The organism is Desulfosoma sp., from assembly GCA_037481875.1.
Taxonomy (GTDB): Bacteria; Desulfobacterota; Syntrophobacteria; order Syntrophobacterales; family DSM-9756; genus Desulfosoma.
The window spans coordinates 256021-269461 of record JBBFKY010000002.1; the positions used below are offsets into that span (position 1 = coordinate 256021).

General features: G+C 53.6%; 11 protein-coding genes. 4 read left to right on the top strand and 7 right to left on the bottom strand.

Annotated elements, in window-relative coordinates; all coding sequences use genetic code 11:
- Positions 1–2: 2 nt before the first annotated feature.
- Positions 3–1262 carry a sulfate adenylyltransferase gene (gene sat / locus WHS46_03950; GenBank protein MEJ5347826.1) on the bottom strand — a complete coding sequence of 420 codons (1260 nt, stop codon included), beginning with the start codon at positions 1260–1262 and terminating at the stop codon, positions 3–5.
- Between the two features lie 472 nt (positions 1263–1734).
- Between sat and WHS46_03955 the strand changes: the two genes are divergently transcribed.
- A complete protein-coding gene (locus WHS46_03955; GenBank protein MEJ5347827.1) occupies positions 1735–2157 on the top strand; it encodes a Crp/Fnr family transcriptional regulator in 423 nt (140 codons plus the stop codon).
- Between the two features lies 1 nt (position 2158).
- Here WHS46_03955 and WHS46_03960 read toward each other — a convergent pair whose 3' ends face one another.
- Positions 2159–3040, bottom strand: a complete 882-nt coding sequence (locus tag WHS46_03960) for a hypothetical protein (GenBank protein MEJ5347828.1) — start codon at positions 3038–3040, stop codon at positions 2159–2161.
- A gap of 176 nt (positions 3041–3216) precedes the next feature.
- Between WHS46_03960 and WHS46_03965 the strand changes: the two genes are divergently transcribed.
- Positions 3217–3900: a metal-dependent hydrolase gene (locus tag WHS46_03965; GenBank protein ID MEJ5347829.1), complete on the top strand. Its 684-nt coding sequence runs from the start codon at positions 3217–3219 to the stop codon at positions 3898–3900.
- Positions 3901–4171: 271 nt separating this feature from the next.
- Positions 4172–4444 (top strand): RNA-binding protein, encoded by a 273-nt coding sequence (locus WHS46_03970; GenBank protein ID MEJ5347830.1) that lies wholly within the window; start codon positions 4172–4174, stop codon positions 4442–4444.
- 62 nt (positions 4445–4506) lie between these two features.
- On the opposite strand, the gene WHS46_03975 is transcribed toward WHS46_03970, so the two are convergent.
- The 5 genes from WHS46_03975 to WHS46_03995 all read right to left on the bottom strand — a co-directional run bounded on the left by WHS46_03975 (position 4507) and on the right by WHS46_03995 (position 9537).
- Positions 4507–5727 (bottom strand): pyridoxal phosphate-dependent aminotransferase, encoded by a 1221-nt coding sequence (locus WHS46_03975; protein ID MEJ5347831.1) that lies wholly within the window; start codon positions 5725–5727, stop codon positions 4507–4509.
- Positions 5728–5730: 3 nt separating this feature from the next.
- Positions 5731–7122, bottom strand: a complete 1392-nt coding sequence (locus tag WHS46_03980) for an FAD-linked oxidase C-terminal domain-containing protein (protein MEJ5347832.1) — start codon at positions 7120–7122, stop codon at positions 5731–5733.
- 371 nt (positions 7123–7493) lie between these two features.
- The gene (locus tag WHS46_03985) at positions 7494–8246 is read right to left on the bottom strand and encodes an ABC transporter substrate-binding protein (protein MEJ5347833.1); all 753 of its coding nucleotides are present in this window, start codon (positions 8244–8246) and stop codon (positions 7494–7496) included.
- Between the two features lie 97 nt (positions 8247–8343).
- A complete protein-coding gene (locus WHS46_03990; GenBank protein ID MEJ5347834.1) occupies positions 8344–8664 on the bottom strand; it encodes a hypothetical protein in 321 nt (106 codons plus the stop codon).
- A gap of 51 nt (positions 8665–8715) precedes the next feature.
- On the bottom strand, positions 8716–9537 hold the full coding sequence (locus WHS46_03995; GenBank protein MEJ5347835.1) for a HEAT repeat domain-containing protein: 822 nt from the start codon (positions 9535–9537) through the stop codon (positions 8716–8718).
- A 249-nt stretch (positions 9538–9786) separates the two neighbouring features.
- Here WHS46_03995 and WHS46_04000 point away from each other — a divergent pair, with 249 nt between their 5' ends.
- Positions 9787–13164 carry a bacteriohemerythrin gene (locus tag WHS46_04000; GenBank protein MEJ5347836.1) on the top strand — a complete coding sequence of 1126 codons (3378 nt, stop codon included), beginning with the start codon at positions 9787–9789 and terminating at the stop codon, positions 13162–13164.
- Positions 13165–13441 lie beyond the last annotated feature (277 nt).

Below are 13441 nucleotides of genomic sequence, written 5' to 3' on the forward strand. Positions count from 1 at the left end.
TGTCAGCCCGCCAGCGGCGGAATGGTGAAAACGGGCGTTCTTTTTGCCAAGTATTCGTCGGTGACAAACGGAGAGCCGAACCCGTACTTTTCGGCGCATTCCATGACGAGATCAAAGACTTCCGGACGGAAAATGAGTCGAGGCGGTTTGACGCCGTCTTCGACGATGCTTCGAATCAGAGTACCGCTGAACTTTTGCCATTCGTTCTTGTGATTGCACAAACCTTCGCTGGTGATCTCGCCGCAATGTGGACAATAGAGCCAGTTCATGGAATAAACCGGGGTGATGTTCAGCTCGTCTTGAACCGTCGCCAACAGGTGGTGCGCGTCATAAGGCCCATAGTAGGTGCCGACCCCCGCATGGTCCCGACCGTACATATGATGGGTCAGACCGAGGTTCGTCCGCAGCGCCGCATGAAAGACGGCTTCTTTGGGGCCAGCGTATCGCATATCCCAAAAAGTTAAGGATGTCATATGATTATGGTCCCCAAAATAGCCCGATTTGCGCAGTTCGTCTTGGGTTAAGATAATGGCCTCGTCAATGTAGTCCCCCTTGCGCTTTTCACCGATAATGGCATTGACAAGGACCCCGACCAGAGGCTTTTCAATGGGCAGTTCCGCATAGGTCTGGAACCAGGCGCCCTTCATAAGCCATTCATGACCTGTGTGCGGCACGTTGCGGGTCTGGTGGGCTACAATCCGCTGCCATCCCTTTTCTCGAAAACGCTTGCGCATTTCCAGGGGCGGAATGAAGTAGGGATCGAACGGAGGATTGATTTTGGGTGGCGTCACCAAGGTGATGTCGCCGCCCAGAAACTTGTCCTTGTAGGCGTAGGTTCGAGCGCATCCGGGATGTTTGCTTTCGGCCGTCCCGAAAATGGATTGGCACATGGCCTCCTTGTCGTAGGAGTAAATTTCGGAGATTTCAAAAATAGCCATGGGGTTGTCATGGTAGGTCAAGCAGATGGAGTCTCCCGCCTTGATGCCGTAGTCCGACAGCTCCTGGTCGGACATGTCAAAGAGAATGGGAATGCTCCAGATGGTTCCATCCTTGAGACGCATTCTCTTGACCACGGAATCCAGGTCTTCCTTGCCCATGAAACCGGTCAGAGGACAGAAAAACCCGTAGGCGATTCCGATCACTTCATTGGCAATCTGACTCCGGACCGGCACCTGTTTCAACCCCTTCACCCTTGCGGGAGCCTCCTTGGGGTCCAGAATCCGTTCCACAATTTCCTTGCCGCCATGCCCGATTTCAGCCATGATCCACCTCTCCTGTCTCGCCGTCCCGTCCATTGTGCCTTGCATGAAGCAGGCAGGTCCCTCAACCCAAAGGTCGAACAGCCTACAATCACCCCCCTTCCCGAAAGGTTTTTTCGGCGCCCTTAAAACTAAGCCGACGCCGTGAGCCTCTCTCTGGGCTCCTTCAAGGAAGACCGGCCGTTGAGCCTCTTTCGATGAACCTCGGAGCCGAAACAGCCATCCCGTCGCTCATGTTTTCAGTATGAGGGCACCATGAGATGCACCAGGCACTCGACAAAGAACGCGAAGCCAGGCATAGATAGTTTCCACGGGAAAAGCCCAGGAGGTACCCCCACACCTCCCGATTCCCAATGTGTTTTATTTTAGTTCTTTTTTTCTCAAATGGTCAACGGCCAAAAAGGGTTTTTTCCGTGTTCGGAAAAAGCGGCTGGAATTCGGTGATGGGAAAAGAGAGCACCAAGGGAGGAAGACCATGATTCTGAAGAAGGCGGAAATCTTTGATGGTATCAGCGCTGAGGTTTTAGACCGGATTCAGGCCATGGCACAGGAGGAGCAGGCTCAGGAAGGGCATGTTTTTTTTAGGGCTGGCGAACCTGCCGTGTATCTTTACGTTTTAAAGGAGGGGCAGGTAGCTTTGACCACGGGGGGAGCTTCACCTATCACCTTTCCCATCGGGGAGTCCGGAGCTGTCTTCGGCTGGTCGGCTCTTGTGGAACCGCGCACCTACACGGCTACGTGCGAAACGACCATGCCGACCACGGTGATCAAGTTGGACGGTGCGAAGCTCCTTCAGATTTTCGAAGAAAATCCTAAGGATGGCTTGCTGGCGCTTCGTCGTCTCGCGCGCGTCATGGCGTCTCGATTGAAAGCGAGTTATGAGCGCTTTGGGCGCTGATTCAGTCACAGCTATTGACCGTGCAGCTTCCGCCGGCCTCCAGAGGAAGCAAAAGATCCTCAGGGTTAAGACCCTTCTGAGGGTCCTGAAGGACGCTTAAAAGGTAGCCAGGCACTTCGGCACCGGTCACAATGCGCCCCTGATGGACGATGAGGGGAACATAAGGAAGCCCTCTGGCCATGCAGTAAGCGTTGTTGGCCCGCACCACCGTCAAGGTGGCCAAAAGACATCGAGTCCGCTGGGACCACCGGGTGCAGGTTTGGCAATGGTCCTTCGCCAATTGCCACACCGAAGCCAAACTCCAGGCTTCGGGACACAAACGTACGCGGTCCTTGTCGGTCATTTTCTCGAGCAAAGCCAAAACGTCATGGCAGTGGGTGCAAGTGGGTTCGAAAAAGAGGTAAAGGGTTCGGTCATCCCCGGTTATAGTCGAAAAGGGGGATTCGGAGCAGGCACAGACGGCTTGTGTCAGAGGCACGATAATGAGAGCCACGCCCAGGGTGGTTGCGGCCAAGGCCCACGAAGCTTTCCTGGCCATGGGGACAATCTCCGGGCCGGAGAGAAAAACCCAGAGCAAAAACAAGGCGGTATAGCCCAAACAGGCAGGGCAGTAGAGGTTTAGCAGCACCTGGGTGAGGACAAGCACGCTTTCGACCGCCATCCCCATAATGACGAGACCGCCCAAAAGGATTTTAGCATAGCGGTAAGCAGCAAGAAGTATGGCTGCATAGAGGACCCCGGCCCACCACAAAGCGTTCTTTTGGAGAGCCTGACACCCAAAGGAATCGCACAACAGATTTCCGGTTCCGATCGCGTTTGCCAAGGCATAAATAAAAAGAACCAGCCCCAAGGCTTGGACGACGATCTGTCTTTTCGAAATCATAGACCCACGCTCCAACGTCCTTTCGGGAATTGTCTCTTGAACCGCAAGAATCTTGTCATCCCAGCGAGTTTGTGTCAATCATGGGCTGAAGGAGTTTTCCGATTCCGTGAAGAAAGTCGGATCTCACATGACAGAAGTTAAACCGTTTTCTGAAGCTTTCAACATGGGAGGGCCCTATGAGCGTGACAGTGACGTGGTACGGCCATGCCTGCATTTTGATTCAATCCAAAGGGACCCATCTTCTGGTGGACCCCTTTTTGACGGGAAATCCTTTGGCGACGATCAAAGCCGAGGAAATTCCCGCCGACTATATCTTTGTTTCCCATGGGCATGGGGATCATTTGGGGGATACGGTGGCTATTGCCAAGCGTACCGGCGCCACAGTGGTTTCCAACTTTGAAATTTCCAACTGGCTCGCTGCTCAGGGACTGACCAAGCTACACCCTCACCATATTGGCGGAGGCTCAAATCATCCCTGGGGACGGGTGAAATTGACCACCGCGCACCATGGGTCGGCGTTACCCGATGGATCGTACGGGGGAAATCCGTGCGGATTCCTTTTCACCGTAGACGATTTCAAAATCTATCATGCCGGCGATACAGGGCTTTTTTACGATATGGTTCTTATCGGCGAGGAAGGTATCGACTTAGCCATCTTACCCATCGGAGACAATTTCACCATGGGACCCGACGATGCCCTGAGGGCGGTGAAGCTCATCAAACCGTCCAAAGTGCTTCCCATTCACTACGACACTTTTGACATGATTCATCAGGATCCAGGGGCATGGAAAGAACGCGTGGAAAAGGAGACCTCCACCCATGTGGTGTTTTTGAAACCAGGGGAAAGTCTGGTTTTGTAACAGGCGCGTAATCTGTTTGACAGGCGACGGGCTCTGTGCGAAGGTGCTCGGGACATCCTGGCCCGCCGAGGTCGTCAGGGAACCGTTTTTGGCACGTGCCGTCTGATCGAGCTCGCCACGCATGGTTCTCCTTGTTTTTCATGGGCCGACGCCGGTTATTCGGGATGCGACGAAGCTTCACCGACGGTTCGGTGATGGGTTGGCCTTTCGTTCTCGTGGTTGGAAACGGCCGACCCTTTCATGCCATGAAACCACGCGCAAAGGATACTCTATGAATCTTTACGTTGGAAACCTCGCCTACAGTGTCACGGAAGACGATCTGCGTAACGCTTTTGCCAAGTACGGCGAAGTGAGCAGTGTCAACATCATCGTCGATCGTCAAACCGGACAGTCCAAAGGCTTCGGCTTCGTGGAAATGCCACAGAACGCCGACGCGGACAAGGCCATCAAGGCCCTTAACGGTGCAGACCTGAAAGGCCGCACCCTGAAGGTCAATCAGGCCAAGCCGCGACCCAGCCGCCCCTCTCGGGGCCCACGATACTAGGCTGAAGGTTTCCCCCCAGCTCAAAACGCCTCGGCACCATGGGCCGAGGCGTTTTCGTCTGTTCAGCCCAACTGTTTTTCAAACCATTGTGTGAAGCGCCTCATGCCCTTATCCAACTCTTCTTCCGTACCCCCAAAGGAAAGCCGCACGTGCCCTTCACCTCCCGGACCAAAGGCGCTGCCGGGTATGGTGATTACGCGGGCTTCTTGAAGGAGTCGAAGGGCCACGGTCATGGAATCACCCGCCTGCGACGGAAACTTGACCATGACATAGTAGGCGCCTTGGGGTTTGATGTAGGAAAGATGCGGAGCCATGCGGTCCAGGTGAGCACAAACCTGGTCTCGTCTGGCTTGCAGGGTGTCTCGAAACTGCCTCACGCATTCCTGAGGTCCTTCCAATGCTGCTAAAGCCGCCACCTGAGATGGCGTTGGAGCGCAAATGACGGTAGCGTCATGGACCTTCATCATATGATCCAAAATGTCTTCAGAGGCCACAACGGCCCCGACCCTCCATCCGGTCATGGCGTATTTTTTGGAAAAGCTGAAAATACCGATCACCTGACGCCGAAGTTCCGGGATCGACAGCAGACTGAAATAGGGACGTCCGTCATAGGTGAGGAAGTCATAAGTTTCATCGCAAATAATGAAAAACCCTTGTTCCAGAGCCCACTGGGCCACCATTCGTAGGTCTTCTTCGGGAAAGACGGCACCGGTGGGATTATGAGGATGGCACAGCACGAGCGCCTTGGTGCGAGGGGAAATGGCGTCACGAAGCCCGTCCAGGTCCAGTTGCCAGTTTTCGAGTTTGAGTGGAAAAAAGACCGGGCGTCCTTGGGCTAGAAGGACTTGTTCGATGTGGGAAGCATAGTTGGGTGAGGGCAAGAGCACCTCATCGCCGGGATCAACCAATGTGAGCATCGCGGCGCACAGCCCTTCCATGGCCCCGACCGTGATACAGATCTCTGTTTCAGGATCAACCCAAAGGCCCCTTTCTCCAACGAGCCTATCCGCAAAGGCTCTGCGAAGCGTGAGAAGTCCCGGCCCTAGAGTGTATTTTCCTGACCAGGAAGCCTCCCTGAGATGCCGACACACCGCCTCCACGATGTGACCAGGAGTGGGAAACGATGGAATCCCTTGACCTAGAGAGATACAGTCAGGAACCTTTTGGGCCAGAAGCGGCATTTCCTTGATGGCGGAAACCGCGATACCCCGAACCCTATCACTGATCCCCTCTTCCCGATACCGCTTGCCTGCAGCTTCCAAAGCCGATCGTTCCAAAGCCACCGTTTAGACCCTCCGTGATTCCTGCTTCCAAGGAAAGATCTTTCCCGGATTCAGCACAAGGTTCGGATCAAAAAGCTTTTTGAGTGCCATCTGTAATCGAATGATTTCGGCGTCTTGTTCCAGGGTAAGGTAATGTTGTTTGGCTACCCCGACGCCGTGCTCCCCCGAAATCGTCCCGCCCCTTCGCACGACTTCCACGAGCAAAGCACGAACGCCCTCTTCCACCCGTTGCGGAAGAAACCCTTCACAGGCTGTGATGTTCAAATGAATATTTCCATCCCCTGCATGCCCGAAACAATAAATCTTCAAGTCAAAGCGCTTTTCTATTTCAGGAATGCCGCTGATGAAGTCGGCGATTTGACCCAAGGGGACAACCACATCTTCGGGAATGTAGACAGCGGCGCTGTGCTCGATTCTCAGAGATACTTCCCGACGCACCGCCCACATTTTTTCCCTTTTAGCGGCATCGGGAGCCAACAGCACGTCACGGGCTCCATGTTCCAAGCACACTTCACCCATGCGTTCGATTTCCTGAGCGATCATTTGAGGATGTCCGTCGGCTTCCACAAGAAGGAAAGATCCCGCACCCTGGACTTCCTGAAACGGGAGTAAATCCCCGACCAGCTCCAAACAGCGTCGGTCCAAAAATTCCAAGGCCGACGGAACCAAACCCGCGGTCAGGATACCGGAGACTGCATTCATGGCCTGGGTCATGTCAGAAAAAAGGGCCACCAGGGTGGTGACTGCGGGAGGATGGGGTATCAGTTTCAGTATGAGTTTCGTGATAATTCCGAGAGTGCCTTCACTTCCCACGATAAGTCGCGTCAGATCATAGCCCACGACCCCTTTGCGCGTTTGGCATCCCGTGTGGATCAGAGAACCCGTAGGGAGAACCACGTCCAGTCCAAGCACATAATCCCGAGTGACCCCGTACTTGACACAGGAAGGCCCGCCGGCGTTGGTGGCGGCGTTTCCGCCGATGCTGCAGGTGTCAATGCTTGCGGGGTCTGGAGGATAATAGAGACCACAAGCCTTGGCGGCACGTTTGAGATCAGCCGTTATCACACCGGGTTCAACCACAGCCACGAGGTTTTTCGTATCGATGCACAGGATGCGATTCATGCCGGAAAGGTCCAGCACCACACCGCCTTCAATGGGGCTGGCACCGCCGGCCAAGCCAGTTCCCATACCTCGTGGTGTCACCGGAAAGCGATACCGATTGGCCAGTTCCATGAGGCGCACAACCTGGTGTTCGTTGCGGGCTGTGACTACCGCTTCCGGAACCCCTCGCGTGTGCGAAGCATCTTCGGCGCATGCCGCCAGTTTTTCCGGATGGACCGAAACAATGTCGTCCCCTAGAGCCTGACGCAGCGCGGCCATGGCCTTGGTTGTCACGCGATATGAACGAGATCCGTTTTGAAACGACACATTTTGCATAGGTCCTGTCTTAGCCTTTTCTCACGGGGTCTAAGCCACCGAAAACGTCGGCGCATCCAATCCAAGTTGTTGGAAAAGCACTTCGGGGTTTCAGGTAAAAAGCCGCAGGGGCATGCCCCTACGGCTTGAAGGTTCCGAAAACGGCTTCAAGGGATGGTGAAAGACTGTCCTAGAACTCGCAATACCAAAGTCTTTTGCCACTTCGATTGAGGGTGAGGGGTCGCCTTGCCCCCATTGTGCCCGATCCCGAAAGCGAAGACCTTCGGCCCTCTCATCAGCCGGCCGTGGCGCCTCCACTTCCGTGGAAAAATTCGTTCTCGAACAAGACCTTAGAGCTGGTACTTTTCTTTCAGTTCCTGCCACTTGGGTGATTTCATCAGCTTTTCCAGACCCTCGTTAAGCATCTTGAGAAATTCCGTATCTTCCTTACGCACACCGTAGGCAAAGGTCTCGTCCGGCATACCGAAGCTGCCTAAAATCTTTAAGGGTTTTTCACGAACCACTTCATGGGCCGGGGCGTCATCCATGGCTGCCGCAATGATTCTGCCGTTTAGCACATCTTCGGCCGCCAATGGTCCAGAATCGTAGTAAACCAGTTCAAATCGCTTACCCTTATCGATCAGGTTTTCCTTCATCCATTTGGCTTCGGAAGTTCCCCGCTGAACCCCCACTTTCTGGCCGCTGTTCAAAACGTGGTCCACAGTAAGATTGGCATCTTTCTTGACGACGAGTACCTGTTTGATTTGCCAGTAGGGAATCGTAAAAGCAATCTGTTTCTTCCGTTCTTCGGTAACGCTCAGTCCCGATGCAATGACATCGATCTTGCGTGCCGTGAGACTGGGAATAATGGCGTCCCAATCGATGGCTTTGTGCTCGACCTTGAAGCCCATGTTTTGAGCGATCCAGTCCAGAGCTTCCACATCGAATCCGGCGGGCTTTCCGTCTTTATCGATGTAGGCGAACGGTGGAAAGTTGGCATCGATTCCGTTGATGTAAACCTTATCGGCCGCCTGCCCCCCGTTTACAGCGCCCACCATAAGAATCAAAGCCGCCAAAACACCCCACCAAAATCCTCGTCGCATGTTTTCTCCTCCTTTTGTCCAAATTTTCCACACGCCTTTTGCAAACCCGTAGCCTATACCTTTCATTCACCCCTTTCGCAAGCGGAAGATGCCCGCTTTATGCCGAGTCCTCGTTCTCTTCCGCTTCGGCGTTCCACCATTCCTGGCACGCTTCTTCAATGGCCTGCCGCACCGTTGGGTTCACTTCATGCCGTAGGCTCCAGGCCATGGCAACCCACTCCTCCATGACCCTATGGGCTTCAGCTTCCTGCCCCTCATCGTCCAGGTCACTCGCCCAATCCACTAAATCGGCCAGAGACTCACCTACGGGTCGCATGCCGTTGCTGGAAGCCAACACCATGCCGTTGCGCACATATTCCCATGCCAAAAGTCCTTTGACAGGGTCCCACGTCCATCGAATCCTTTTCTTTCGAGCCATGAACCGTCCTCGATTTGCATCAATTCCGTAACGAACGTGTCTTCGCCTCCCCTATTCCACACCGTTTCCTTTGTCCTGTCGTGCCATCAACATTCCTCGGGCCGTGGACAGAGCCTCTTCCACGGCATCGACAATTTCAGGATCGTCACTATTGAGCAGATCGCCGAGAAGTTCCGTGGCTCTCTCAGGCATGACGGTGCCGACGGCTTCTAGGGTAGCGAAAAAGAGATCTTCGTCGATTTCATCTGATTCCAAAATTTTTTGCAACACGGGAGCTGCTCCTGAGACACCCCAAGCTCCTGCAGCGCACACGGCTTGGTAAAGAATGTCAGGATCTTCGGATTGAAGGGATTCCAAAATTTCCTTATCAAAGCCTTCCAACCAGCGCATGGCAAACACGGCGGAAAGTTTCCAGTCCTTTTGAGGCGACTTATAGGCGCTGGCGACGGCTTCTCGATGCCATTCCAAGGGGGCTCTCACCGAAGCTTCCAGCACCGAGCGTCGCACCTCGTCAGGTGTACGAGGATCCCGGTAAAGATCATGAAATTTCTCTTGAATTTCATCGAAAAGCTCTTCAGAGAGCGGGCTTTCTTCGGGATCCTCAAAACCTTCCATATCGACGTATTCCAAGGACGCTCCCAAAGCCACGGCGGCCGTGCCTCGAAGGGATGCATCTTCATCGGGATCGGCCGCGATTTTTAGTAAGAGTCTCGCCAAAGCATCGTCCATGAGGGAGACATCCGAAAGAAGTTCGGCGGCCATTTCCCGATCCCGGATGGCTGCTTTTCTGTTTTGCAGCACGCCCACCAGTGTTTCCTTCGTTCCTTCGGGCCATTCCCAGGGCGCCAGTTCATAGAGGGCTTCCAAATCCATGAGCGTCATTCTCCTGTCATGATAATGGGTGATAAGCTTTTAAATTTTGGTCGGCATACCTTTCAGCCTTTTTGCGACCCTTACCTACCACAACATCGGCTTACGGTGTCGAAAAATCTGAGCCTTGGCCTGTCATTTTTCTTTTAAGTTTTTCTTAAGCCCTGCCGACCTTCAACATGACTCTTTGTGGAAGGCATCACGAAAAGGCTGGGAGTAACCTTGGTCAAAAGCTGGAAAGGAGTGGAAAGTATGCGTTTCAATCTGAAAATGAAACTTATCGCCTTTGCGGTTAGCCTTGTCGCCGTGCCTCTTGTGGCCAACACCCTGGTCAACATGGCCCTGTCCGGCAAACAATCCGCGGACATCTCCCAGTACGTCACAACGGTTCTCCAAGAAGATGCAGCCCAATTGCTCACGGCCCTGCTCGAAGGAGATTACACGGTCGTCAGCGACATCGTATCCAGGGTGGAAGACGATGCAAAACGATTAGCGGCATCACCAATTCTGGCCAATTTTCTTGCCATCAGTCGCGGCACACAGGCCGAAGTGCGTGCCGCCGTGGAAGCCCAGGCTAAAGGGCAACTCGGCACAATCCAGGCCTTCTTTGATGCTCAACGCCAAATGGTTTCAAAGCAGCTTCAAAACGACATCAAGCTAGCTGAAACGCTCGTTCAGCGATACGGCAAACCGGATCTTTCTGACACACCGTATCGCTGGAATGCCGTCAACCAGTTCACCAAAGAAACCAAAAACGTGGAACTTCCTCTTCTCCGTCTGGGATCCCAATTGATCTACCCTGTCAAAGAATTCGATACTCGAGCTTATGTGGTGGATGAACTCACGGAGCTTACGGGAAGTACCTGCACCATTTTTCAAAAAATGAACGATGACGGTGATATGCTACGTGTGGCCACTTCCGTGAAAACCAAAGAAGGAAAACGCGCCGTCGGAACCTTTATTCCTGCCGTCAACCCGGACGGCACCCCAAATGCGGTCGTCACTACGGTCACCCTGGGAACACCTTTTACGGGTCGGGCTTTTGCGGTCGATGACTGGTACCAAACCATTTACAAACCGTTAAGGAACCCGTTTGACGAAGTTATCGGCATGCTTTACGTGGGTGTACCCGAAAAGAGTATTGGAACCATTCGCGACCAAGTGGCCGAAGCCAAATTGGGCACAACGGGTTTTGTCTTCATTGCTGATGAGGAAGGGCGGATCGTACTTCATTCGGACCGTAGCCTTGAAGGTCAGGATGCCGCCGAAGCCATCGGTATTCCCTCCTGGCATGAACGCATCAAAGAAGTGGTTCAAAAGAAAGAAGTTTTCAGCAGTTTCAAATCCTCGGACGGTCGGGATGGCTTTGTTTCTCTTCTGCACTACCCCGAATGGAAATGGATTCTCGTCGGTGTGGGATTCTGGAACGAGTTTACCGCAGCTTCCGCGGAAAACGCTTTCAATCAATTCGCTTCTGAACTTAAAGCCCTGTGGCAGGTTGGTGTCGTGAAAACCGCCGATGGTACCCAGGCACTCTACCCTCAGGTGCGTTACCTGGATGTTTCCGGTATGGAACGTATCAAAATCGTCGATGGATCTTTCCGGCAGGATTTTCAATCCAGAGCCGATACCGACTGGTTTCAACAAGCCCTCAAGGCCGAAACGATTCACAACACCGGAGTGGAAATCGCTCGAAACACCGGAAAACCTGAGCTTCGAGTGGCCGTGCCGGTCCGCTTTGAAGGGCGGCAGGAAGGGGTTGTTGTTGTCAATCTCGACTGGAGCGCTGTCTGGAACATTCTGAAAACCCGAAAACATGGGAAAACTGGCTATCCAGCCGTGATCGATTATCAAGGCTTTATCGTCTCGCATCCCAAATACTCTCTGGCTGACAGCGTTCGCCTCACCGATGACAAATACGGGCAACTGGCCGCTCTTGTGAAAGCGGGTCTCGGAGGAGCCGCCGGGACCGGTCAGTACACCTTTGAAGGGGTCGCCAAATTCATGGCTTACAGGCCACTGGCTCTGGGGTCAAAGACTTATCTGGTAGTCACGACCATGGCTCAAGATGAACTGATGGAAATGGCCGGCCGAGTGGCGGAAAAGCTCGCCGACGGAAGGTCCCAGACCATGAAATGGGCCGTAGGCATTGCGGCCGTCATGCTTGTTCTCGGCGTCGGGGTCTCTGTTCTTTTCGGGCGACGTATCACCAATCCTATCGTGCAAGCTGTTCAAGGCCTTAACGAAGGAGCGGACCAGGTGGCCGATGCTTCCGCCCAGGTAGCTGGATCCAGCCAGCAGTTGGCGGAAGGATCTTCCGAACAAGCGGCATCGTTGGAAGAAACGTCGTCAGCTCTGGAAGAAATGGCTTCCATGACGCGCCAGAACGCCGACAATGCAGCTCAAGCTAACACCCTAGTAAAGAGTTCAGCTTCGAGCCTTGAAGAGGCGCAGACGGCTATGGTCAATTTAGAAAAAGCCATGGCCGAAATCGAAACGGCCAGTGCAGATACCCAAAAAATCATCAAGACCATTGATGAAATCGCCTTTCAGACCAATCTGTTGGCCTTGAACGCCGCCGTGGAAGCCGCTCGGGCCGGGGAAGCCGGAGCCGGTTTTGCCGTGGTCGCCGATGAAGTACGAAGCCTTGCCATGAGGGCCGCCGAGGCGGCACGCAGCACCTCGGGAATCATTGAAGAAACGGTACGCAAAGTGCAAACGGGTCATCAAGCGGCGAGTCTGGTTTCAGAATGTTTTTCCAAGGTGACCGAATCGGCGACCAAGATTGGCGAACTGGTCGCTGAAATCGCCGCCGCCAGCGGGGAACAGGCCGAAGGCATTGATCAAATCAATCGTGCCGTGGCGGAAATGGATAAAGTGGTGCAACGCAACGCGGCCAACGCGGAAGAATCAGCCTCCGCCAGTGAAGAACTCAGTGCCCAGGCTGCCGTTGTGCGCGAATATGTCCAGCAGTTGGCACGAGTGGTGGGAATCATGAGCGATACGATGCGGGCTCAAAGTTCCCACAAAAGCGGCCGGGAACCAGAGGATTTTCTGAGGGAAAAGCCGATAAAGAAAACCTTCCTTTCCGAAAAAGGTAATGAAACATCTAATACCCCATCCCATTCCAATCCCGTAGCTTTTCGAACCCGAATGTCCAAAAGAACCCAAGGCAATCAACACGGCGGCGTTGTGTCTTTGAACACACGCCGCGTTAAACCCCTTATGGAATGGTCTTCGGAATACTCGGTCGGTGATTTTGACCTCGACCAACAGCACCAGAAACTCTTTAAGCTGGTGAATCGGCTCAACGAGGCCATGCAGTTGGGGCAGGGACAATCCATGCTGGAAAAGGTTCTTGCGGAGCTCGTGGATTACACGGGAAAACACTTCGAAGCGGAAGAAAAAGCCATGGAACGGGCCGGGTATCCTGATCTGGATCAGCACCGAGAAATCCACCGAAAACTCGTTCAGAAAGTAACTCAGATGGTCGAGAGATTTCAAAACGGTGAAACACGGCTCACGCTGGAGCTATTGAATTTCCTCGAAAAGTGGCTCAAACAACATATTCTGGGTGCCGATAAAAAATACGCCCCCTATTTGCAGGGAAATGAAGAGGCGATATTCTGATGAGGAATAGGGTTACGAAAACGGCCCTGGCAGGTCGGCCATTGGAAACCATTGAACCATGATGAACGAGGATCAAAAACCGTCCGTAGCGGTATCTTGGGGCGGAGATGTGGCTCCGCCCCTACAGGAACGTTGGTTCGGGGAAGGCCACATGGCTCTGCCCAGATGGTTGTTCTTTGAGGATCACACCTAAGAGGACCCTGAAGCCACCCATTTTCGAACAAGTCCAAGAAGCTACGACCATGATCGCAGCGGAAACGGCGCGTTCTGAAGACAC

What these genes read in the sequence shown, in the direction of transcription:
- WHS46_03990 (MEJ5347834.1), bottom strand. Translation starts at nt 8,664, where the DNA reads ATGGCTCGAAAGAAAAGGATTCGATGGACGTGGGACCCTGTCAAAGGA.
- WHS46_04000 (MEJ5347836.1), top strand. Translation starts at nt 9,787, where the DNA reads ATGCGTTTCAATCTGAAAATGAAACTTATCGCCTTTGCGGTTAGCCTT.
- WHS46_03955 (MEJ5347827.1), top strand. Translation starts at nt 1,735, where the DNA reads ATGATTCTGAAGAAGGCGGAAATCTTTGATGGTATCAGCGCTGAGGTT.
- WHS46_03960 (MEJ5347828.1), bottom strand. Translation starts at nt 3,040, where the DNA reads ATGATTTCGAAAAGACAGATCGTCGTCCAAGCCTTGGGGCTGGTTCTT.
- WHS46_03985 (MEJ5347833.1), bottom strand. Translation starts at nt 8,246, where the DNA reads ATGCGACGAGGATTTTGGTGGGGTGTTTTGGCGGCTTTGATTCTTATG.
- WHS46_03995 (MEJ5347835.1), bottom strand. Translation starts at nt 9,537, where the DNA reads ATGGATTTGGAAGCCCTCTATGAACTGGCGCCCTGGGAATGGCCCGAA.
- WHS46_03965 (MEJ5347829.1), top strand. Translation starts at nt 3,217, where the DNA reads ATGAGCGTGACAGTGACGTGGTACGGCCATGCCTGCATTTTGATTCAA.
- WHS46_03970 (MEJ5347830.1), top strand. Translation starts at nt 4,172, where the DNA reads ATGAATCTTTACGTTGGAAACCTCGCCTACAGTGTCACGGAAGACGAT.
- sat (MEJ5347826.1), bottom strand. Translation starts at nt 1,262, where the DNA reads ATGGCTGAAATCGGGCATGGCGGCAAGGAAATTGTGGAACGGATTCTG.